This window comes from Spirochaetota bacterium (genome assembly GCA_017999915.1).
Classification (GTDB): domain Bacteria; phylum Spirochaetota; class UBA4802; order UBA4802; family UBA5550; genus RBG-16-49-21.
In genome coordinates, this window is record JAGNKX010000009.1 from 61,440 (window position 1) to 82,828 (window position 21,389).

Genomic DNA, 21,389 nt, shown 5'->3' on the forward strand with positions numbered 1-21,389 from the left:
TGTCATACCACGATCATCCGGGTATTTATATTGCGCCCTATGCGTTAAACAAAAAAGCATGCCCGAGGGCATGCTTGACTGTGTCAGACTATGACCGTACATCGAAGTCCGACTCACCGGTTCCCATTCCTCGAGGAGATCTCAGTTATGGAAGCTCTGGCTTATCCGCCGGGGCGGAATTACAGTTGCGGGTCAGCGCGGGATTCTCACCCGACTTCCTCCCAAAATATTAAAGAGCAATTACTGACAATTGATACTATACTTGCGGTAAAACCGCTAATAATCATTGATATGCTCCCACGCTTTTGGCGGCGGAGGCACATTGGTATTAATTATCAAGCTATGATACATGTCTGATACTCTTTTTCATTGTCAAGAATAAAAAAAGGATGAATAGTTGATACGCATCTCCCTTCCTGCAGGTTAACGGGAAAACGCGAAGGAAGTCCTATACCTTCCAACTCTTCCTGATATAGAGCCACGTCATGACGCCGCCCCAGGCCAGGAGGAGGAACACGATCACCTTCTGGCCGAATTTCACCAGCACCGGCGACGACGCCTTTCCGCCCATGGCGGCGTCGACGCTGACCTGCTCCTCGAAGCCGTGGCCGGTGCCGTCGTCGAGGCGCACCAGCCAATTCCCCGCCACGGACGGCACAAAGGCGAAGCGGCCGTTCTTATCGGTGCGGCCGTTCTGGTATTCCACTTCCTTATTCCCCGGGGCGAATACTTTCAGGGAGGCGTAGGATATGGACTCCCCGTCATCGTAATAGGCCCTGATCACCATCGCCTTTCCCTGTTCGATGGTGCGGGTGATGCCGTGGGCCAGAAGAGACCCCGTGTTGATTGAAGCCAGGACGATTATGGCCACGATAATAATTTTTTGTTTTAACATAGTAATAATCTCCATGTATCTTATGGTAATTTGATACGAGTGGCGCGGCGCTGAAACCGGCGACAGGCCACTCTTCCGTGGACCCGCCGACCGCATGGACACTATTGCCCCCGTTCTTTTTATGTCAAACATATTTCACACATAATTTTTTTTCGTGTTACTTTTAGTATATGTATTGACATTTTATGTTACATAAAAAGTGTGTTACTGATAATTTTTTAGTGCCATCATCGGCACCGGAAAGGAGGATTTAATGATCAAGTTGGCAAGTCGTTTGATATTCATCGCGCTCTGCGTGACGATGCCGGCGACGGTCCTTTACCCGCAGCAGGGGGCGCAAAAAAAGGATAATCCGGCCGGTAAAAAGCAGGAGGCCGAAGAGCAGAAAAAACAGGAAGATGAAGGAAAGGACGCCGATACCGCGAAAAAGCAGGGCGGCGGCGACATCACCCTGAAGGAGATCGTGGTCAAGGGCGAGCAGTTCATCAAGAAATCGCCCTACACCATCAATGTCGTCAATTCCAATGATATTGAAAAGAAGGGAATATCCCGCACGGCCGATATCATCAAGATGGTGCCGGGCGTGAAGATGCATGAATACGACCAGGGTGGGGTCTCCAACGCCATAAGCATACGCGGATTCCAGAGCGGCGTCCACGGCGGAGACATGGGGGTATACCTCGACGGCATTCCCCTGAATGAATACTACGGCCACGGCGGCGGATACGCGGACCCCAACATCCTGATACCGATGGAGCTCGACAAGGTCCTGGTGTACAAGGGCCCCTCGTCGGCCCTGTACGGCAACTTTTCCCGGGGTGGCACCATCGTGTACCTGACCAAAAAAGGCGGGGATTACATCCACGGGAACGTGAAATACGGCTCCTGGAACACGGTGGATGTCCAGAGCGCCATTGGAAAAACCATAATAAGCGACAAGCTGACGAACAACACGGCAGTCCAGTTCTACCGCACCGATGGCTTCCAGGAGAATTCAAAGCAGCTCTACGGCAACGGCTCCACGCGGTTCACCTACCGGCCGACCAGCGACCTGGAGATAACCCTCTCTCTAAGGGCCCACGGCGACGAGTGGAACGCCCCGGGATATTATTCGCGGACCCAGTGGGGGATGAGGAAATACGGCTTCAAGCAGCGCATGTTTAACATCCTCTCCCTTCCCGTTGACATCAATGATTTCGCACAGAATGACGGCGGCAACCGGAGGCAGTTCACGGAGCGCCTCGATATAAACTACGCGTTCAACGAAAATGTGAAAATACTGGCCTGGGGCTTCGGCCTCCAGACCAAGTGGACCCGGTTCAATAAAAGCGGATCCTCGACTCAAACAGAGCAGGACTACCGCATCGGCAAGTACGGGAGCGGCGCCAACGCAAACATTGACGTGCCCCTGTACGGTGACATTAAATTGAAGGCGATACTCGGCTATGAGTTTTTCAGCGACAGTACGGTGTACCGTCAGTATGCCACGTTTGACAGGATCAGGCAGAACCTGTCACAGAAAAAATACACCACCTTCCAGACCCACGGATTATTCCTGGAAACCGAATGGAGCCTGAGCCAGTACTTTACGCCGGTTATCGGCGTGCGGGCCGATCTTTTCGCGGGAAATTTCAAGAACGCCATGTACCTGCAAGACATGACGAGCATCACAAATCCCGTACAGCTCTTCATAAAATCAAAGGAGCGGCGCCAGACCATCGATCCGAAAGATTACACCTCGGTGAATCCCAAGTTCGGCTTCACATCGGAATTGGTCAAGGACGTGCTCAGATTCAGGGCCAACGCGAGCAACGGCTTCATCATGCCGCCGGACACCACCATCTACCAGACCTGGCAGCACCTGTCGCCGTCGAAGATCTGGCAGTATGAAGGGGGCCTCACCGCCACCTACGAGAAATACCTCTGGGCCGACGTAACGGGCTACATGATCGACGTCACCAACGAGGCAAAGGAAGAGCCGGTGGGATCGGGACTGTACGGCAACATGGGAACGACACGCCGCTGGGGCATTGAATCAACCATCAAGATCATGCCGGTGAAGTACCTTGAACTGGACGGCACTTTCACCTGGATGAAGAGCAAGGTGCGGGAGATACCGCTCTGGGGCACCAGGGCCTCGACGAATTATGTCAATGTCGGCAACATGCTCACCAAGGGCTCGCCCCTTCCCAACATCCCGGAATACAAGGCCGGGGCCGAGATCATCTGGAGCACCCCCATCGGGCTTGGGGGCGGTTTCGCGTGGAACTGGCTGGGACCGCAGTATACGGATGTGTACGGCACAAGGACATGGGCCAAGGCCCTCATCCTCTACTATCTCAACAGCGTCTACTCCATGGGGCTGGGTGAAGCAGGCCCGATTTATAAGGGATTTAATACCTTCGACCTCTACCTGACCTACACCATGGAGTCGGAGAAGTACCCCCTCACGTTCAGATTTGACGCGAAGAATATCCTGAATACGTATTATGCCGGATACACAGGCAATTACAATACCTGGGCGCCGGGGGCGCCCCGTTCCTTTGAGGGATCGGTGGGAATGAAGTTTTAGCAACTGCCGAGTCCTCCCCCTTGATGGGGGAGGAAAGGAGGGGGTGAAAAATTGATGGTGAAGCTGCCATCGCCATAATCACCCTCCCCTGATCCCTCCCATCGAGGGAGGGGAATATCTAAATGGAGTAAATCTATGACAATAAAAAGAACAACGATGATTAAAACAGCGGCGCTGATGCTGGCTACCGCCCTGCCGGTGGCGTTGAGCGCCCACGACATGTGGTTCGAGATGAAGGATTTCAATGTCGCGAAGGGATCGGCCCTGGAGTGCGCCTATCCGTCGGATCACACGTTCCCGTCATCAAACAAGGAATTCGTTCCTGCCGACAGGACGGCACCGAGCTATCTTATCGCCCCCTCGGGAGCCGTTATACCCGTTGCGGCGGTCGGCAACAACCTGAACCGGAGCTCCCGGAAGCTGGCCCAGGCCGGATCGTACCTGGCCGTGTCGGGTAAAAAGTGGACCCACTGGGTCAAGACCACAGACGGCCATGTGGAGGGTAAGAACAAGACCCAGGTAAAGAACGCCGTAAAGGGAATTTACAGCGGGAAGTTTTGCAAGGCCATAATCACCGTGGAAAAGCCGGGGGGCACCGTGTTCTCGAAAGTTGTCGGCCAGGACCTCGAAATCATCCCCATCAAGGACCCGGGGACCCTGAAAAAAGGGGACATCCTGCCGATCAAGGTGCTGCTCAAGGGCAAACCGGCGGAGATGGAGGTAAAAGCAACCTATGATGGCTACTCATCGAAAAGCAATGTCTTTGCCGTAACGATAAAAACGAACAAGCAGGGAATGGGAGAAATAAAAATCGGCAAGAAGGGGAAATGGCTGATACAAACCGGCTGCAAGGAAACACCGGCCGATACGCGCCTCTATGACGAAAAGATGTACGCGGCGACCCTGACGTTTCAAATAAAATAAGAAGAGTGCAAGAATACATATCCAAATTACTCGCCCTCAGGACCCGGATGCGCAATGCCGGGCCCTGAGACCTTTTATACAAGCCCTCATGTACATTCCCGCTGCAACATAAAGCAGCTATCAATAAATTGTTTCTTACCCCGTCGTGGTGCAGGTCAGCTTGCCGTGGCGCACGTTCTTGATCGACAGGAGCTTGTCGGCAATGGCCTGGATCTGCTTCGTCTTTCCCCGGAGGATGAGGACTTCCAGGCAGTTGTGCTCGTCCAGGTGTATATGGGTCGTGGACACGATGATGCGGTGGTTGTGGTGCTGGATCTCGTTCAGCTTGTCCGAGAGCTCCCTCACGTCATGGCTGTAGATCAGGGTGAGGGTGCCGATGGACTCGGCGTTCTTGTCGGAGAGATCCTCCGAAACCAGCCGGTCGCGGATAAGGTCGCGGATCGCCTCCGAACGGTTGACATACCCCTTCGATTCGATGAGCTCGTCGAATCGCGTCAGCAGCTTCTCTTCAATCGATACGCCAAAACGGATCAATGATTTCATGTCTTTTTCCTGTTTCTTTTTTAGAATAACGGTCCGTACCGGCAGGTCCCTCACAATCCACGCATTATACAGGGAACCGGAAATCCCATCAAATCATTTTTTGGCCCCGCATCAAGAAAATACCCCACCGGCAATAATAATTTAACTCTTGATTTTTATCGGGCTTTGCAGCATGATAACCTCATCATAGAGGTTCCACAATGAAATTAAGCCTTCGCATGAAATTATTCTTGGGCTTCATGGCCCTGAATTTTACCGTGGCGCTCCTCCTCGGATTCTTCATGTATAAAGCTTCGAGCGACCGTTTTTTCCAAACCTTCCGCGATCACAAGCTTTCCATAGCGCGCTTTATCTCCACCGCCATCGACGGCGATATCCATGAATCGTTCACCACGCCCGAATCATCGAAAAACCCCAGGTTCTGGAACTACATAAAGCTGATCAGCACGGTCTGGAAAAACGAAAAGGAAGTCCGCTACATATACACGGTGAACTACGACCGGAAGCGGGACAAGCTCTTTTACGGACTGGACGGCAACATTCCCGAGCAGGACCTCATGTGGTTCGAGACCCCCTCCTTCGCCTTCGATTTTTTCATCGGCAAGGACGGCCTCATCACCGTTGAATACAACTACACCATTTTCAAGAGCGATTTCGAAATCGACAGCGAAATCGGCAAGATAAAGATCTCCATGTTGAACGGCAAGGATAAAAAGCTGCTCTTCGTGCAGGGCAAGCCCGTGTGTGAAGTGCTCACCACCGATCCCCTGTCCGCGCGCTGCCCCGGCGGTGTCTCCCGGCGGGACGACCGGGTAAAAGCCGGACCCATAACCGTCAACGGCAAAACGATGGAATGCACCACCACTTATTCGGGAAAGGGGGAGCCGAGCTCCTATCCGGGCAACGCCTTCATCGAAACGAGCAGTGTCGTCACGAAAATGAAAAACATCATCAAGAATAAAAAGGATTACGTCGAAAAAGATCTGATCCATAACGCCTATGGCAACTACATAACGGCCTATTCGACCATAGTCAACGGCAAGGGCGAAGGGATCGGCCTCGTCTGCGTCGACATCAACTTCAAGGAAGTGGAGGAATTCAGGCGCAGCATACTTATCGTAGCGGTGGCCATGGCATTTGTCACCTTCGTGATATCGACCCTCTTCACGATATACCTGTCGCGGCACTTCACGCAGCCCCTGGGGAAGCTGATGACGGGGATCAACAACCTGGCGTCGGGCGACATGACCACCATGGTCGACATCCGCAGCGGCGACGAATTCAGCAGGCTCGCGGAAAGCTTCAACTCCATGGTCAAAAGCCTCCACGCCTCCTCGGAGGAGCAGAAGCGCCTGATCAACGAGATCACGCAGCTTAACGAAAACCTGGAGCAGCGCGTCATCGACCGCACCCTCACCATACAGGCGCAGTCGGAAGAGCTGAACCGGCAGATCATGATGGCGCGGCGCATCCAGATATCGCTCCTGCCGGTGCGGCTGCCCGACATCAACGCCGTGACCCTGAGCTTCAAGTACCAGCCGATGATGGCGGTGGGGGGGGATTTCATCGATTTCTACTACAACAACCGGGAAATGATGCTCTTCATCTGCGACGTGTCGGGACACGGCGTGCCCGCGGCCTTCCTCTCAGCCATGGTGAAGATGTCCCTGCCGGCATGCTACAACGCGGGCCGCAACACGTCCCTGGCGATGGAAAAGCTCCACCAGTCTCTGCAGGGCAAGATGGGTGGCCACTTCATCTCGGCCATTTTCTGCCACATCGACCTCGCGGCCGGGACCATGACCTCGTCGAACGCCGGGCATCCGCCCATCATCATCATCCGGAAAAACGGGGACGTTGAATTCGTCGGCTCCCAGGGAAGGATCATCAGCGAAAAGCTGCCGTTGAACGCGACGAACGTCACGACGAGGCTCGAGGAAGGAGACAAGATGATTCTCTACACGGACGGCATCACCGAGGCCCGGAACCACGACCTTGTCATGTTCGGCGAGGACAACCTGGTGCGGTTCATCCGCCAGCACCGGCTGCGCCCGGCGACGGAGCTGTGCGAGGAGATCTACCGGATGGTCATCAACTACATCGGCACCACGTCCCCGGAATTCGAGGACGACATCACCCTCATGGTATCCGAGTATAACGGCTGAGAAATACCGGCGGCGTATTTACGGACCTGCCTACAAAAAAGCCCCCGAAGAGGGGGCTTTTCGCATTCTTAAGAAAGCACACCATTAAAGATTATAGGCAACTCCCAGCTGCGCGTAAAACTTATGCACGGGCCCGCCCTTGTACCACGCCTTGGCCGGCACGATGACCCAGAAGAACCCCGAGGTAAAGGAAAAGCCGCCGTGCGACACGGTCATGGTGACTGACGGAACCACGTCGCTCACGCCTTTCTTGGGGGCCACGTGCTGGCGCCATATGAGGTCGTCTCCGCCATCGGCCACCGGAGTAAGATCGAAATCAGTCCCGTTCAGGGACATGATGTACCAGTTATTGAACCCGTAGGTCCGGCCGATATAATAGCCGGCGGTCAGGGACGGCGTGATGGTGATGACATCTTTAAGAAGCTCGAAGTCATGGCTGATGCCGAGCTGCACATAATAATCGCCGGCCCTCTTGTAGCCGACATAGTTATCATAGAAGACCGCTATGGTCGGATTGATCCAGGGCACGCAGTCAAGGCCGACGTTGACGCCGACGCTGAAATAGCTGGTGTCCCATTTTTTCACGGCATTGACCGACTCCACCCGCGTCCAGGCCATTTCCCTGGCATACTTGGAATTGTAGTAGTAATAATACCAGAAATTAGCCCCCAGGGTGATGATACCTTCGAACGTGTGGGAGTATTCGGCGCCGAAATCAAGACCCTGGTTGGCGTAGGCATAGGCATTGACCTGCTTCTTTTTCTTGTGTATGGAGCTCATGGACCAGTCGTCGAAATAGTATTTATCCGGCTTTTTCGTGAATCCGTTGAAAACCCAGCTCGACGCAACCTCGGCGGCCACCGTGACCTTGAAGCCGGAGCCAAAGGGCTCCCATGAAACGGAAGGATAAAAATAGCCGTCCCCGGCATAGAAATCTATGCCGCGCCATATATACTTGCTGTAATAGTTAATGGAAAAACCGAGGCCCAGGGAATTGTCTTCCTTGGCGGCCTCCTGCTCTTTCGCGCCGGCCTGGGCAAACACCTGGGTCGATATGATCATTATTGCCATGATCGTTAATAGTATTTTTTTCATAATCCACCTATACATGCCGTGTATTTATAGAATCGCTTTATGTGATCAATGCTACGATCCATCCCTTAATGAATCAATCACATCCATATAAAGAAGTAAATGAATAATAAAAAATCCATGTCAATATTTTTTCATCAAATATGCTGTATCATAATGTAAAATTCCCCCGATCGGAACACCGTTTTTTTTCTTGCTCAATAATGACCGGTCATTACCATTAACCGCACGAGGCCACTATATGGATAACGCTGATCTCCGACGGTATCTCGAACCGTCATCGATTATCGATTGCGGTCATCCCGATATCGCGCGGACCGCGAAGGAGCTGTCGAATGGCTCCACAGGCATTAACGAGACCGCCCGGCGGTGTTTTGAGTTCGTAAGGGACGGCATATTACACAGCTACGATTATCGGATGAACCCGGTTACGCTGAAGGCGTCGGACGTGCTGGCCAATCGCACGGGTTACTGCTTCGCAAAGAGCCACCTCCTGGCCGCCCTTCTCAGGGCCAACGATATTCCCGCGGGCCTCTGCTATCAGCGCCTGCTCCTCGAGGAATTCGGGACCTATTGCATCCATGGTTTCAACGCGGTGTACCTGCCGGAGACCGGCTGGTACCGCGCGGACGCCCGCGGCAACAAGGAGGGCGTTGACGCGCAATTCACGCCGCCGGCGGAACGCCTGGCTTACCGGGCGGATAAGAACGGCGAAATGACGCTCCCCGGCATATGGGCCGAACCCCTTCCCGCCGTGATTGAAGTCCTGTCCAAATACGATAATTATCTTGACGTACGAAAGAATCTGCCGGATATCGATCCGGTAATGATACCAGCTCGATAACAGGGACCCTCAATGCTCAAGACAAAACTTTGCGAATTATTCGGAATCAAGCACCCGGTGATCCTGGGCGGCATGGCCTATGCCGGGGATCACCGTCTCGCTGCCGCCGTCAGCAACGCCGGCGGCCTCGGCGTAATCGGTTCCGGCAACATGACCGTGGACGAACTCGTGGCGGCAATCGAGGCCTATCGTAAGCTCTCTGACAGGCCGGTGGGAATCAACGTTTTCATGAAACGGGATGACACGCCGGCCAAGGCCGAGGCGGCCTGCTCCATGGGCATTGCCGCCCTCTTCACCGGCATTGGAAACCCGCTGCCGGTGGTGCCCTTCGCTAAAAAAGCCGGCATCCCGGTGGTGCCTACCATAGCGATGGTCAAGCACGCCTCGGCGGTCATCGCAGCCGGCGCCGACATGATCGTCGCCGAGGGCCAGGAAGGGGGCGGCCATATCGGAACGATCAGCACCCTGCCCCTGGTGGCCCAGGTGCGCAGGGCCGCGTCCGCGGACGTGCCCATCATAGCGGCGGGAGGCATCGGAGACGGAACACAGCTCGTGGCCTGCCTGGCCATGGGCGCCGTGGGCGTGATGATGGGAACGCGGTTCCTCATAGCGGACGAGTGTCCCATCCATGACGCGGTGAAAGAGCGGCTCCTGGCCTGCGGGGCCGAGGACACCACCGTTACCGGGCGATTCACCGGCTTTCCCATGCGCTGCATCGCCAATGAATTCACCAGCACGTTCCGCAAGGAAGAAATCACGCGGGGATACGAAATGCTCAACTTCGGAGCCGGGAAGATCAACGCCGGACTCATGGAAGGCGATATCGCCGCCGGCTCCCTCCCGGCGGGCCAGGTGATAGGACAGATCACGAAACGCCAGACCGCGGCGGAAATATTGACGGAGATAATCACTGAAGCCGAATCACTTACACGCCGGATAATCGGCAATAAAGGGTTCGACAACTGGGTCTGATACGGGAACCGGTCATCGGCCCGCGACGAGTATAATTACCGAAGGAGAAATGATCATGGCCATACAAAAACAGGATGCCATCAAGGAGAGCTTTAAAAAGAAAAAAAGGAATCACATCATCATCACGATAGTGATCTTCGCCACGGCATTTTTTGCATTCTGGTTTTCGAACAACCGCGCCATGGTAGCCGACGAATCCACACGAACAGCCATTACCTACGGTATCGCCGTCCTCGCCCTGGGCGGCCTGGCGGCATTGTTGCTGAACTGGAGGTGTCCCGCTTGCAAAAAGTATCTGGGAAGATCATCGAACCCGAAAGTCTGCAGGAAATGCGGGGCCAAGCTCCAATAAAAAAACGGCATCCCCTGCAACACTAGAGAAGCACAGGAATAATCAGCTCTTTCTTTTCATAGGTAATTTTCTCCGGAATTATTCCCTTCGGCACGATATAGATCAACCCTCTTGTAATGGTTTCACCGGCCTTAAGCCTGGGCGCCGGGTTAGCCCTCATCGTAACGGCGGAATTCATGTCCATGATAAAGGGTTTCACCCGCTTCTCCCCCGCCGAGAGCATGATCCGGTCCAGCAGTAACTGCTGGTCGGTTTTCAGATCGTTGCGGACCCTTATAGTGGCCCAGATGAAGCGCTTGCCTTTTTTGGGCTCCCAGTAGCCGCCGGCGGTATTGTACTGGTCAGGGCCAACCGTAAGTTTCTCAAGTGAGATGTGCCAGCGGTCATTGGAAAGCATGATGGGAGCTTTGATAAGGGCCCTGGAACAACCGGCAAAGAACATCATTGCGGCAAGAATACTACAGCATTGCGCGATGTATTTCATAATGGAATCTCCTACTACCAAGTAACGAACAGCACAAGGTTTTGAGTCAATTTTTTTTTGGATCGGGGTATAATATTGGAAGCATCAGATGTATTTGGGGAGATTGGGCGGGTACCCCCAGTAGAACCTCCAGCAAATTACATCATCAACCATTTCCTTAATGATAACATAATTAATAAAACGATAGTTATCGGTAAAAACTTTATTTCCCTTTTTCCCCAAGTATTTTTCAACAGCATATGCAAGAATCAACGAAACCGACATTTTCCTCAATTTCCTCAAATCCAGAAAATATTCATAGTCGTCCTCCCGCAGGTTCAGATGAAAGACATGCCAGCTATCCGGATTGTCTTTTTGCTGGTACTTCACCATCCTGCCCATACTGAGATTCTTATAATTCTCGCTCATTACTTTCTTTATTAAGAATATTATAACCTCAGAGCGGGAAATCCCTCTTGATTCAGCCGCCCTGGCGATCTGGTTTAAAATAGCGACATGAATATTCACAGTTGTTTCCATTGTCATATCTCCATGTTTATACATGGAGATACGAATAGAGCGGATACATGTTAAACTTTTTTGAATAATTCCATGGTTAATATTCTAATTGACATATCTTCAAGAATGCTATCATCAAATAATAAACTTGTTGCGAAACAGTGCCTCGCGCTCGCAGGGACGCCCTGCAGAGGCTTTTTAAGGGGCTTCGCCCCTTAAACCCCATTTAAGAACAAGTTATGCAACAAGTCTAATCTGCATAATCACGATTGAAGGTAATAAAGATGACAGACCCGGATATCAGAGATAAAGCTGAAGTAACTCCGCCAAAGCAAGCAAAGCCAAGGGGCGTTATATTCACTATCATCAGTACCGCGGCATTTATCATCATACCGTTAGCAACTATTGCCGCCATAGTTATCACCGTGCTGCTCCAGCCGGGTTTCTATACAGGCATCTTGAAAGACGGTAAGTTCATCACCGCTTTTATCGAGGCAAAGAACTGGCAGGTTGAAAGGCAGATTAGCGATGAGATCGAACGCGATGTAAAAATCACGGAATACACGAGGGAATATGATACGATCAAATCCCGCTACGAGCAGGCAAAGGAGGACTATGCCCGTATCAGCCGGGAAAACGAAATTGAATCCCTGAAAAAGCAGCACAGAGACGTCAAGGCCCTCAAATGGAAGCTTGTCAGGGACACCTTCCCCGACGAGAACGGCTTTGAAAAAAACCGCGAGGAAGTGCTCGCCAAGCTCAAGGAAATGATCACGGAGAAGGAGGAATACCAGGAACAGAACAAAGATCAGATTAAAACAGCACGCAAGGCCATGAAAAAGGCCTCGAATGATTACGAAGACGCTCTATCAACCCTTGAAGATAAAAAAAAGGACGCGGAAAAAATCGCGGAAAAGCATAAAAACACTTTTTCCGGGAAACTGTATAACGATCTGGAGCGCATCGAGGGTCCTCTTTCGAAAATACTCAACGACAAGCTCATTGACGGGGCGGTCCGTGCCGAAATAGCAAAAATCCTCAGATTTCTTACCAGCTACGACCGCCAGATAGAGCAGCATAACATTTACTATGCCCGCACCAATGACGGCCGGGGCCTCACGGCCAGGTCGCTCAGGGTCAAGTTGCCCGATATTGCCATAAGCCTATGGGTCAATGATGAATCCAAAGGGAAACCGCGTAAGCGCCATGTGCTGAGCCAGCTCCTCGTGGAGGAGCTTGACAGGATCGACTCCCTGGAGAACCGCATGCTGTTAAAGACACTCTTCAGGCTCTCCGATACGAGCCTTGGCGAGTATTTCACCGGCAAGTATCTGAAAAAGCTGGGTCTGACCATTGATGGCGGCGTCATCCGAATGTCCAATATTATATTAAAAGATGAACAGGCGGAAACGGTATCCTCCATAATGGAAGCAATGTCATGGGCCCAGTACGCGGCATTTGGCGCCGCCGGCATCCTGGTACTTTTTATCTTCTATTTTATATTCTCAACCGTTGAGCGAAGGCGTAAACTCGCCATGCTGAAGCGCCTCTTCATATACCCTTCACTCTTGGTGCTTCTCGCCTGCGGCGTCTTCACCTGGACTTCACGGAACATTTTCGCTTATTATCCGGATATCCTCCAGGACCTGTCGGTGCGGAGCTATGTGAAGCACCTGAGCTTCACGGCGGGCTGGCACTTTATCATGCCTATGCTCGTCGTTTTCGGCGCCCTGTTCATCGCGGGCCTTATGATCAGAAAGTATCTTGCCGCGACAGCGCCAAAGGAATAGGTTTACGCTGGCCGCGGTGACGGGACAGGCCTTATTGATCGTTATGAATGGCTCAAAATCTCCGCACACCTGCGACCTATCTTGAAAAATAATTCTTGCCGCCAAAAGCCGGCATTGATCATTTGGTAGACACCCGGAATGGAAGCCGATCATGATATCAAGACCATCAGGATAAACATGATGACCGATGAAATATATTTGAAGCTGGCCGAAATCCTCGATTATCTTCCCAACGGCTTTCCCCGTACGGAAAGCGGGGTAGAGATTAAGCTTTTAAAAAAGATCTTCACACCCGATGAGGCGGAGCTCTTTTGCGACATGAAGATGGCAAAGGAAACGGCCGCCGAGATATCCCGGAGGACCGGCAGGCCCCTCCAGGGACTCGATGAAAAACTCAGCGCCATGTGGTGGAAAGGCCAGATAGAATGCGACCCCACGGGAGAAGAAAAGCGGTACAACCTCGTCCCCTGGGTCGTCGGGATCTTCGAATTCCAGGTCGGGAACATGGACGAGGAATTCGCGCGGCTCCACGTGGAGTATATCAAGACTGCCGGGCTCTTCTTCATGAAGAAAAAGCCGCAGGTCATGCAGGTGCTGCCCATCGAGAAGGAAGTGCCGGACCATAACGAGGCACTGCCCTTTGCCCGGGTATCGGCCCTCATAGAGAAAAGCCAGTCCTTCGCCGTCAATGAATGCATCTGCAAGAAGCAGTCGGGCCTGATCGGCAGGGGCTGCGCGAAACCGCGGGAGGTGTGCCTCCTCATAGCCGAAAAGCCGGGATTCTACGACAATCACCCGATGGCCGGCAGGCTCATCACCAGGGAGGAGGCCCGCGACATTTTGAACAGGGCCGAGGAAGCCGGACTGGTGCACATGACCGCCAATGTGCAGGAGGGGCACTGGTTCATATGCAACTGCTGCGGCTGCTGCTGCAGCCAGCTCCTGGCGGCGCGGTTCGGATGGAAGGGAGCGGTCAACTCCCGCTATTTCGCCAGGATCGACGCGTCCCTCTGCACAAACTGCGGTCTCTGCTCAGAAACTCGCTGTCAGGTCAAGGCGATCGACGCCGTCGAAGGACATCGCGCGGTTAACGAGGAAAAATGCATCGGCTGTGGCCTCTGCGTTTCAACCTGCCCCTCAGGGGCCGTCACCCTTATCCATAAAAGCGCGGAACGCATCATAGAGCCGCCCCGCGACGAAAAGGAATGGTACAGCATCAAGGCTCGGAACGAGAAGAAGGATATTTCTAAATTCGAATAACCAGGCAAGTTGCTGGGCCCATCATCGGGCCCGCCTCTGCGCATCCATTTCATCAATCATGCGCTGTTTATATAATTGGTAATCCACAACCTTGAAGATTTCCTCAAAAGCCGAACGTTCCGGCGCCGTCTTCCATTTTGCCTCCGCCTGCCTGCGCATCGGGTAAAGCGCCGCGGCCACGACCAGAACTAGCGAGGCAACCCTGTATAAAACCTGCCTTCGTGAAATTGCCGTGAGAAAATGATCAAACACTGTTCCCAGGTTGCAGGGAAGATAGAACATCAGGAAAAGAATGGAAGCGAAGAACAGGGAGAGCGCGGTTTCGATACCGGAGGATGCCTTCATTATGCTTAGAGGCATAAGGCGCCAGGTGACCGTGAAGGCTATGGTGCCGAAGATAAAAAGGCATGTTTCGCCCAGGATATTCATGATCAAAGCATGGGTCCGCGGCCGCTCCGGTATTTTAGCGCTGAAAATAAAATAGGTGATACATCCTTCAATGGCCAGGTAGCTGATGAGCGCCAGCCGGAAAAGATTTTTATCCCCGCGGAACGTCAGGCCAAGGGCCCGGAACGCGCTCATGATGACCAGTAAAAACACGGCCGCATGAAACAGGTAGATGATGAATCCCCATTTCAGCCATATCCTCTGCCCCGGTTTTCCAAGGCCTCTTTTCAGCATTTTTTCGCCGATTGCTTTGAACTTCAAGTAAATACCCGGGACCTCGCACAGAAGCGCCGCAATCAGCAGTAAGGCGATCCAGTAGGTGGGACGCATGCCGGTATAGGGGTGGTCAACATAACTCTTAAGCTCCGGGAGCAGCAGCGGCTCCAGGAAAAACAAGTAGAGACAGAACATCAGATCAAAGGCGATACCGCGCACGAACCCGAGGTTATTATAATTAATGGCCATGAATTAAAACAAACAAGCACTGACCTACTGTTTATCAAGCAACTTGTCCTTTTCCGTCCAGACGTCGTTCACCCAATTCTGGAATTTGTTCTGGAATTCCCTGTCATCGACATAGTCGCCGAGGAGGTCCTGCGTTACCGGTATTTTTTCTATGATGACCCTTATTTCCTTTATCCTGCCGCAGATGAAGTGCCAGAAGCTCGTGTCGCCGCCGGGGTACACGATGGTGACGTTAACGATACTGCTCAGCTGCTCTCCCATCGTTGACAGGACAAAGCCGATCCCTCCCGCCTTCGGCTTCAGGAGATGCATGAAGGGGGATTTTTGCTGATCATGTTTTTCCTTCGTAAAGCGCGTCCCTTCCACGAAGTTCATGATTGAAACCGGGATGCCTTTGAACTTTCTGCACGCTTTCCTCGTTATTTCAATATCCTTGCCCTTGAGGTGGGGATTTTTCTTCAGAAAGGCCGGGCTGTAGCGCTTCATAAAGGGATAATCGAGCGCCCACCATGCGATGCCGAGGAACGGCACCCATATCAGCTCCTTCTTGAGAAAGAACTTCAGGAAGGGTATCTTCCTGTTGAAGATCCTCTGGAGCACGACGATATCCACCCAGGTCTGATGGTTCGATATGACCAGGTACCATTCCTTCAGGGACAGGCCTTCCAGTCCCCGGACGTCCCATTTGATCTTCTGCGTCCAAGACATGTTGAAATTATTGATCGATATCCAGGTAACGGCAAGGCCGTTTATTATGATACCGAAAAGCTTCCTCCATCCGCTGATCGGCACTATAAGCTTCAAGAATGCCAATACCATCAGCGGGCCAAACCAGAATAAAGTATTGATGTACAACAATAGCATGGAGAGCAATCCCCTGAGATTGTATCCAATGGTAAGCAATACCGATTCCTTGTTCTTCATAACATCATCCTGCACGTCAGCCGCATTTTTTTTCATATTCATAGGGATGGTATTCTCCATGGCAAAATTAGATATTGCAACAATAAAACTATCGGGAGTGATTATTCCGGAGGATTATGTTACGCAACACAAGACCGTCAACCTTTTATTACGGTTGCAAAAAAATAATGAAAAAGCCACACATCGTGTGGCTTTTTTTTGATTGCGTAATACTATCTGATTATTTTCCGGAAAGCAGTGACGCTTTCAGGCTGTCCTGGACCGGATTTGATCCAAGCCAGATGGCAAAAAGAGCCTTTTTCAGGTCAAGACCGGCAATGGAGCCCAGATTCTGCATTTTACCGGTCTCTTTGAATTTAAACTGCGTGGACAGACCGGCGGGTGTGTAGGTTATATAAACCACATCGCCCTTGGTAAATTTAATAGCATTGAACTGATCCATGAAAGCCTTTGTCTTGGGTGATGTATATCCTGCTTTCGCGGATTTGGCAAATCCTTCGTTGACCGTTTCAAGAAAACGCTCACGAGTGACGAGCTTGCTATCCAGGGTAAGGATCATCTGCATCGGCTCATTGGCTTCGATAATCGTCTTTCCATCTTTCCCCTTGAGATTCTCGGAAACATACAGGGTCAGGAAATACAGGGTGCCGAAGATCGATTTGGTCCGGACACCGCTGCCGTTTTTAGCCATTTTTTTGCCGCCTATCATGTAATCAGCGGACATTCCCGGCGCAGCCAACGCTAACACACATGCGGCAATGATGACGAGTAAACTTATCCGTTTCACTCTCATATTCCTCCTATGTTTAATTTTTGATTTCACTAAATAGTCAGATGATTTTATCATTTGTCAATAGAATAATTAACCACATTCAAAAATAATTTTTTAACGAAGTCTTTGGTTAGAAAGTAATGGCAGCAAAACTACTTGACAGAATCAAAAAAAAGCATATATGCATTGATATTCTCGCGGCTGATATCGGCAATATCACACAAAGGAGTCGCTCCATGAAAAACCCACTGCTTGTGCCGGAATTCCGCGAGATGCTCGCTTCCGACAATCTCGACGAAATCAAGGAATTCTGCAACACCACACCGCCCGCGGTCGTTGCCGATTTTCTCGGCGCCATGACGCCCGAGGAAAACAGGGCCATCCTGCTCGGCCTGCCGTCGGAACAGCGCGCCAGCATATACAGCTATTACGATGCCGATATCAAGCTGGCCCTGGCGGATCTCTTTGAAGGTGAGAGCCTGATGGAGCTCATCGCCGGCATGCATGACGACAAGCGCCGCGAGTTCCTACCGGAGCTCCCCATCGGCAAGCAGAAAGAGTTACTAGCGCTTTCCCGGCGGTCAATTGACAAGGAGGCCATGGCGCTCACCGAGGAGCTGGAGCAGCTGCTGAAATCGGAGGTCCCCCTCGAAGAGGAAATGACCGCGGAGGAGATAGCCAGCGAGATCCAGCCCCTCGTTCAGGTGTACAAGCTTTCAGACGGCAAGATTATAAAAATCGACCGCATCGAAAAGGACTGCTGGATCAACATCGTCAATCCGTCGCGGGACGACCTTCCCCTCCTGGCCCGGCATTTCAACGTACCCTTCGATTTCATCACCGCCTCCCTCGACATCGATGAGACGGCGCGGGTGGAAGTCGAGGGTAACGCGACCCTCATCATCGTTAAAGTCCCCTTCTTCGACGAGGATAATGCCGATCTCATGTACGTGACGCTCCCCATCGGCATAATACTGTTGGGCGGGGTCCTTATTACCGTGTGCCAGAAAGACGAGGTGATCCTGCCGGAATTCATCGAGGGCAAGGTGAGGAACATCACCACGGTCACCGGCGTCAAGTTCATCCTGCAGATCATCCTCAGGTCGCTGGTGCTCTATCTCCAATACCTGAAGCAGATAAACAACGCCGCAAACATGATCCAGAAAAAGCTGGAGCAGGAATCGAAGAACAAGCAGCTCATCAAGCTGATGAACCTCGAAAAGAGCCTTGTCTATTTCACCACGTCGCTAAAGACAAACGAGTTGATGCTGGGGCGTTTCCAGAGGCACAGCTTCTCGAAGATGGACGTCGAGATCGAGGACCTGTATGAAGACATCACCATCGAGACGCGGCAGGCCCTGGAAATGGCAAACGTGTACAGCGACATCCTGAGCGGCATGATGGACGCCTTTGCGTCGGTCATATCGAACAACCTGAACATAACAATCAAGTTCCTCACCTCCATGACCATCATCATCACCATACCGGGCACCGTGGCTGCTTTCTACGGCATGAACGTGAAGCTCCCCCTCCAGGAGCATCCTCTCGGGTTCATTTTTGTCCTGGCAGTCAGTTTGCTCCTTGCCGTAACCGCCGTTTTATTGTTTATAAAGAAGAAATGGCTGTAGGCGCGGTTGAATGTTATACCCACCGGGGTACATTTATCATGTAGGCGCGGTCACATGACCGCGCTTTCTAAATGATGCCCTCTGGACAGAGAGACTAAAAAGCCGCGACAATCGGCGTAAAAAATCCCTCCGCTGTTGAAGGATATCCCGGTGATGCCACGCAGAGGGGATGGAAGTGCACTTCCACATTTTTCTGACCCGCTGCGGGCTGGTAGATAATGGTCTGCTGGATATGCTCCCGATACAGGTCGCCCTCAACCGCGCCGGGGGAGGTTCCCTGGTAGTAGGTGATGACCTGCTTGATTTCATCCACTGTTGCCGAGCCGCCATCATCGAGCTTCAACTGAAGCTGGTCCCTCATGGAATTCCACCGCGACACATTGTTACCTGAATGGTTATCGTAGAATCCCTCCAGCACGAAGGAGTTGACCGCGCCGATGGTATTATTCTGCGTGACCCAGCCGGCGTTGCCCTTTCGAGTAGAATTATAGGCGCGCATCCCCCGCCGGGGCGTATCGGGCTCGTATTCGAAAACCTGCGCTTCAGTCGGATCGGCAAAGACCAGGAGGTGACCGGCAGCATATTCATATGGATCAGATGTCGTCAAATAATTCCCCGCATTCGCCACAGAATTCTGTGTCTCAAGGACATCGCGAAGATTCATGTTATACGATCCCTTGCCGGTGGCGTTATAAACATCCGGATCGCCGTTGGACACCTGTATGGCGCCGAAGAGGCCCTGGTCGTTGAACCCGGTTATGCAGCCGATGAATCCCAGGTAGCCGATAAGACAGACATCCTTCCGGCTTGAGGCAACGGTGTTCTTAATGGTCACCACTGCTTGCAGTTTTGAAAGATAGTTGTTCGGGAAGCCGCCGAACCATTCCAGGTTTCTCCCAATAATTGTTTTGTTTGTAGGAGATGCCGATGAGCCAAAGACCGCCACTGAAGAGCACGACGCGGAGACCCACGCATCCGGGAGCACCTGGAGGAGGTATAATTCATTGGGGGACAGCTTACCGTCAAGGGCCTTGTCTTCAGTGCCGGTGCACACGCTGGCAAGTCCTTCCATTTCCTGCTGGTATTCCGCCCGTATCTGTTTCTTGATCTCCAACGCCCGTGTTATCATTGTAGTATAAGGGACAATGATAGAAGCCGTATAGATGTACCAGTCAAAGATCCTTTCAAAATCAGGTACCAGCGCCTTGGTCTGTTGGCCGAAATACTGTCCCATTTGAATCGGGGTATAGCCGGTTGTTATGTAATCAAGGGTAAGCTCATGGTACATTGCGCCGGTGGCGCTGCAGGGAGGGGCCATGGCCACGACAAAGAGGACAATCTGAGTAGCCGGATCGAGTTTTTTCTCATCTTTTTTACAGGCGATCCCGAAGAGCATCATTACAGCCAGAGATAACGCACATATTTTTTTCATCTCCATGTTCCTCCCGGTAAGCAATATATTGATTAATAAAGTAATAATAAATTCGCACTACTCCTAATATAATATTGACAATGACCGCAATTATTATTGTATGAATAATTTGGTTCCAGTACAGGATGGAATATACTTCTACTCTTTTGAATAAATATAAAACACATGAAAATACTCGACATCATAACAAGAGGATTCCCCGCCTGGGTCCTCATAGCCAGCATCATATCCCTCGCCTATCCCCCGGCTTTCGCCTGGTTTTCCGGCCGCTGGATAACTATCGGCCTTGGGATCATCATGCTCGGCATGGGCGTTACCCTTACCGTGGACGATTTCCGGCGCATAGTGAAATTCCCCGGTCGCGTCATTGCCGGGGTCTGTCTCCAATTCGGCATCATGCCCATACTGGGCTGGTCACTGGCGTATCTCTACGATCTGCCCGCTCCCCTGGCGGTGGGACTCATCCTGGTGTCCTCGTGTCCGGGAGGCACAGCGTCGAACGTCATATCCTACCTTGCAAAGGCCGATGTGCCCCTGTCCGTAACAATGACGAGCATCACCACGATACTCGCCATTGTTGCCACGCCTTTTTTCACCACCCTCCTGGCGGGGAGCCGTATTGATGTTCCTGCCTTTGGCCTCTTTCTCTCCACAGTACAGGTTATACTATTGCCGGTCGCGGCCGGGGTCCTCCTGAACCGGTTCATGCCGCGTTTCACCAGGACGATCCTTCCCGCCATGCCCCTTGTGGCCGTGATCTTCATCACTCTCATCGTGTCGTCCATTATCGGCGCCGGCCGGGAGCATATCCTTGAAGCGGGATGGAAGCTCATCGCAGCCGTGTTCTCTCTCCATGCCGGGGGCTTTCTCCTTGGCTATAGCCTTGCCTTTATCATCACCCGTGATGTTATAACGGCTCGCACCATTTCCATCGAAGTGGGAATGCAGAACTCCGGCCTGGGAGTGGTGCTGGCCCGCAGCAATTTCGCGAACCCCGTCACCGCCATTCCGAGCGCCATTTCTAGCCTATTCCATTCTCTCATTGCGAGCCTTCTTGCCGCTGTGTGGAAGCGAAACGCCGATTGTTATCGGGAAGCTTCTTCTGAGAAGGCGGAAGGGATGGCTCATTTGAAAGAAACAAATTAACGGTTGTTTACCGATAACTATCGGTGTCGATATTGCTCTGACCCCCTGTATAATCGATAACTATCGCCCCAAAGGATAAAAATTACCACTTGTTTACCGATAACTATGGGCGCCAAACCGCCCTAGTGGCCGCTCTGACCCTCCCATACTTTCGATTACAGCCAGTTAAAATCTGATGAATAAG

At 52.1% G+C, this 21,389-nt stretch carries 20 protein-coding genes and 1 riboswitch; of the genes, 11 read left to right on the top strand and 9 right to left on the bottom strand.

All coding sequences use genetic code 11. The features are described 5' to 3' along the window. Nucleotides 1-134: 134 nt before the first annotated feature. Nucleotides 135-259, bottom strand: a riboswitch (cobalamin riboswitch). A 189-nt stretch (nucleotides 260-448) separates the two neighbouring features. Further along, entirely contained in the window at nucleotides 449-895 is a 447-nt protein-coding gene (locus tag KA369_13915) for a hypothetical protein (protein ID MBP7737069.1), read from the bottom strand. A 253-nt stretch (nucleotides 896-1,148) separates the two neighbouring features. Between KA369_13915 and KA369_13920 the strand changes: the two genes are divergently transcribed. Both KA369_13920 and KA369_13925 read left to right on the top strand, forming a co-directional pair. Beyond that, a complete protein-coding gene (locus tag KA369_13920) occupies nucleotides 1,149-3,467 on the top strand; it encodes a TonB-dependent receptor (GenBank protein MBP7737070.1) in 2,319 nt (772 codons plus the stop codon). A 135-nt stretch (nucleotides 3,468-3,602) separates the two neighbouring features. After that, entirely contained in the window at nucleotides 3,603-4,391 is a 789-nt protein-coding gene (locus tag KA369_13925) for a DUF4198 domain-containing protein (protein ID MBP7737071.1), read from the top strand. A 135-nt stretch (nucleotides 4,392-4,526) separates the two neighbouring features. On the opposite strand, the gene nikR is transcribed toward KA369_13925, so the two are convergent. Next, on the bottom strand, nucleotides 4,527-4,934 hold the full coding sequence (gene nikR, locus KA369_13930; protein MBP7737072.1) for a nickel-responsive transcriptional regulator NikR: 408 nt from the start codon (nucleotides 4,932-4,934) through the stop codon (nucleotides 4,527-4,529). Between the two features lie 218 nt (nucleotides 4,935-5,152). Between nikR and KA369_13935 the strand changes: the two genes are divergently transcribed. After that, the gene (locus KA369_13935; protein MBP7737073.1) at nucleotides 5,153-7,099 is read left to right on the top strand and encodes a SpoIIE family protein phosphatase; all 1,947 of its coding nucleotides are present in this window, start codon (nucleotides 5,153-5,155) and stop codon (nucleotides 7,097-7,099) included. An 84-nt stretch (nucleotides 7,100-7,183) separates the two neighbouring features. On the opposite strand, the gene KA369_13940 is transcribed toward KA369_13935, so the two are convergent. Further along, nucleotides 7,184-8,194, bottom strand: coding sequence for a hypothetical protein (locus KA369_13940; GenBank protein MBP7737074.1), 1,011 nt, complete (start codon nucleotides 8,192-8,194; stop codon nucleotides 7,184-7,186). A 238-nt stretch (nucleotides 8,195-8,432) separates the two neighbouring features. Between KA369_13940 and KA369_13945 the strand changes: the two genes are divergently transcribed. The 3 genes from KA369_13945 to KA369_13955 are packed head-to-tail and all read left to right on the top strand — an operon-like array spanning nucleotide 8,433 to nucleotide 10,359. Beyond that, nucleotides 8,433-9,035 carry a transglutaminase family protein gene (locus tag KA369_13945; GenBank protein ID MBP7737075.1) on the top strand — a complete coding sequence of 201 codons (603 nt, stop codon included), beginning with the start codon at nucleotides 8,433-8,435 and terminating at the stop codon, nucleotides 9,033-9,035. A gap of 12 nt (nucleotides 9,036-9,047) precedes the next feature. Beyond that, nucleotides 9,048-10,007 carry a nitronate monooxygenase gene (locus tag KA369_13950; protein ID MBP7737076.1) on the top strand — a complete coding sequence of 320 codons (960 nt, stop codon included), beginning with the start codon at nucleotides 9,048-9,050 and terminating at the stop codon, nucleotides 10,005-10,007. A gap of 55 nt (nucleotides 10,008-10,062) precedes the next feature. Continuing rightward, on the top strand, nucleotides 10,063-10,359 hold the full coding sequence (locus tag KA369_13955; protein MBP7737077.1) for a hypothetical protein: 297 nt from the start codon (nucleotides 10,063-10,065) through the stop codon (nucleotides 10,357-10,359). 22 nt (nucleotides 10,360-10,381) lie between these two features. On the opposite strand, the gene KA369_13960 is transcribed toward KA369_13955, so the two are convergent. Next, complete coding sequence (locus tag KA369_13960) at nucleotides 10,382-10,843, bottom strand: hypothetical protein (protein MBP7737078.1); 462 nt, start codon at nucleotides 10,841-10,843, stop codon at nucleotides 10,382-10,384. An 84-nt stretch (nucleotides 10,844-10,927) separates the two neighbouring features. Then, a complete protein-coding gene (locus tag KA369_13965; protein ID MBP7737079.1) occupies nucleotides 10,928-11,362 on the bottom strand; it encodes a hypothetical protein in 435 nt (144 codons plus the stop codon). 437 nt (nucleotides 11,363-11,799) lie between these two features. Here KA369_13965 and KA369_13970 point away from each other — a divergent pair, with 437 nt between their 5' ends. Continuing rightward, nucleotides 11,800-13,131, top strand: a complete 1,332-nt coding sequence (locus KA369_13970) for a hypothetical protein (GenBank protein MBP7737080.1) — start codon at nucleotides 11,800-11,802, stop codon at nucleotides 13,129-13,131. A 138-nt stretch (nucleotides 13,132-13,269) separates the two neighbouring features. After that, nucleotides 13,270-14,391 (top strand): 4Fe-4S binding protein, encoded by a 1,122-nt coding sequence (locus KA369_13975; protein MBP7737081.1) that lies wholly within the window; start codon nucleotides 13,270-13,272, stop codon nucleotides 14,389-14,391. 21 nt (nucleotides 14,392-14,412) lie between these two features. On the opposite strand, the gene KA369_13980 is transcribed toward KA369_13975, so the two are convergent. Further along, nucleotides 14,413-15,303, bottom strand: a complete 891-nt coding sequence (locus tag KA369_13980) for a hypothetical protein (protein MBP7737082.1) — start codon at nucleotides 15,301-15,303, stop codon at nucleotides 14,413-14,415. A gap of 24 nt (nucleotides 15,304-15,327) precedes the next feature. Continuing rightward, the gene (locus KA369_13985) at nucleotides 15,328-16,227 is read right to left on the bottom strand and encodes an acyltransferase (protein MBP7737083.1); all 900 of its coding nucleotides are present in this window, start codon (nucleotides 16,225-16,227) and stop codon (nucleotides 15,328-15,330) included. Nucleotides 16,228-16,285: 58 nt separating this feature from the next. Between KA369_13985 and KA369_13990 the strand changes: the two genes are divergently transcribed. Further along, on the top strand, nucleotides 16,286-16,429 hold the full coding sequence (locus KA369_13990) for a hypothetical protein (protein ID MBP7737084.1): 144 nt from the start codon (nucleotides 16,286-16,288) through the stop codon (nucleotides 16,427-16,429). An 18-nt stretch (nucleotides 16,430-16,447) separates the two neighbouring features. On the opposite strand, the gene KA369_13995 is transcribed toward KA369_13990, so the two are convergent. Further along, nucleotides 16,448-17,020: a chalcone isomerase family protein gene (locus KA369_13995; GenBank protein MBP7737085.1), complete on the bottom strand. Its 573-nt coding sequence runs from the start codon at nucleotides 17,018-17,020 to the stop codon at nucleotides 16,448-16,450. A 215-nt stretch (nucleotides 17,021-17,235) separates the two neighbouring features. Here KA369_13995 and KA369_14000 point away from each other — a divergent pair, with 215 nt between their 5' ends. Then, the gene (locus KA369_14000; GenBank protein MBP7737086.1) at nucleotides 17,236-18,627 is read left to right on the top strand and encodes a hypothetical protein; all 1,392 of its coding nucleotides are present in this window, start codon (nucleotides 17,236-17,238) and stop codon (nucleotides 18,625-18,627) included. Nucleotides 18,628-18,721: 94 nt separating this feature from the next. On the opposite strand, the gene KA369_14005 is transcribed toward KA369_14000, so the two are convergent. Beyond that, a complete protein-coding gene (locus KA369_14005; GenBank protein ID MBP7737087.1) occupies nucleotides 18,722-20,059 on the bottom strand; it encodes a hypothetical protein in 1,338 nt (445 codons plus the stop codon). A 165-nt stretch (nucleotides 20,060-20,224) separates the two neighbouring features. On the opposite strand from KA369_14005, the gene KA369_14010 reads away from it, so the two are divergent. Continuing rightward, nucleotides 20,225-21,205 (top strand): bile acid:sodium symporter family protein, encoded by a 981-nt coding sequence (locus KA369_14010; GenBank protein ID MBP7737088.1) that lies wholly within the window; start codon nucleotides 20,225-20,227, stop codon nucleotides 21,203-21,205. The last annotated feature ends 184 nt before the right edge of the window (nucleotides 21,206-21,389 follow it).

What these genes read in the sequence shown, in the direction of transcription:
- KA369_13915 (MBP7737069.1), bottom strand. Translation starts at nt 895, where the DNA reads ATGTTAAAACAAAAAATTATTATCGTGGCCATAATCGTCCTGGCTTCA.
- KA369_13920 (MBP7737070.1), top strand. Translation starts at nt 1,149, where the DNA reads ATGATCAAGTTGGCAAGTCGTTTGATATTCATCGCGCTCTGCGTGACG.
- KA369_13925 (MBP7737071.1), top strand. Translation starts at nt 3,603, where the DNA reads ATGACAATAAAAAGAACAACGATGATTAAAACAGCGGCGCTGATGCTG.
- nikR (MBP7737072.1), bottom strand. Translation starts at nt 4,934, where the DNA reads ATGAAATCATTGATCCGTTTTGGCGTATCGATTGAAGAGAAGCTGCTG.
- KA369_13935 (MBP7737073.1), top strand. Translation starts at nt 5,153, where the DNA reads ATGAAATTATTCTTGGGCTTCATGGCCCTGAATTTTACCGTGGCGCTC.
- KA369_13940 (MBP7737074.1), bottom strand. Translation starts at nt 8,194, where the DNA reads ATGAAAAAAATACTATTAACGATCATGGCAATAATGATCATATCGACC.
- KA369_13945 (MBP7737075.1), top strand. Translation starts at nt 8,433, where the DNA reads ATGGATAACGCTGATCTCCGACGGTATCTCGAACCGTCATCGATTATC.
- KA369_13950 (MBP7737076.1), top strand. Translation starts at nt 9,048, where the DNA reads ATGCTCAAGACAAAACTTTGCGAATTATTCGGAATCAAGCACCCGGTG.
- KA369_13955 (MBP7737077.1), top strand. Translation starts at nt 10,063, where the DNA reads ATGGCCATACAAAAACAGGATGCCATCAAGGAGAGCTTTAAAAAGAAA.
- KA369_13960 (MBP7737078.1), bottom strand. Translation starts at nt 10,843, where the DNA reads ATGAAATACATCGCGCAATGCTGTAGTATTCTTGCCGCAATGATGTTC.
- KA369_13965 (MBP7737079.1), bottom strand. Translation starts at nt 11,362, where the DNA reads ATGGAAACAACTGTGAATATTCATGTCGCTATTTTAAACCAGATCGCC.
- KA369_13975 (MBP7737081.1), top strand. Translation starts at nt 13,270, where the DNA reads ATGGAAGCCGATCATGATATCAAGACCATCAGGATAAACATGATGACC.
- KA369_13980 (MBP7737082.1), bottom strand. Translation starts at nt 15,303, where the DNA reads ATGGCCATTAATTATAATAACCTCGGGTTCGTGCGCGGTATCGCCTTT.
- KA369_13985 (MBP7737083.1), bottom strand. Translation starts at nt 16,227, where the DNA reads ATGAAGAACAAGGAATCGGTATTGCTTACCATTGGATACAATCTCAGG.
- KA369_13990 (MBP7737084.1), top strand. Translation starts at nt 16,286, where the DNA reads ATGGCAAAATTAGATATTGCAACAATAAAACTATCGGGAGTGATTATT.
- KA369_13995 (MBP7737085.1), bottom strand. Translation starts at nt 17,020, where the DNA reads ATGAGAGTGAAACGGATAAGTTTACTCGTCATCATTGCCGCATGTGTG.
- KA369_14000 (MBP7737086.1), top strand. Translation starts at nt 17,236, where the DNA reads ATGAAAAACCCACTGCTTGTGCCGGAATTCCGCGAGATGCTCGCTTCC.
- KA369_14005 (MBP7737087.1), bottom strand. Translation starts at nt 20,059, where the DNA reads ATGAAAAAAATATGTGCGTTATCTCTGGCTGTAATGATGCTCTTCGGG.
- KA369_14010 (MBP7737088.1), top strand. Translation starts at nt 20,225, where the DNA reads ATGAAAATACTCGACATCATAACAAGAGGATTCCCCGCCTGGGTCCTC.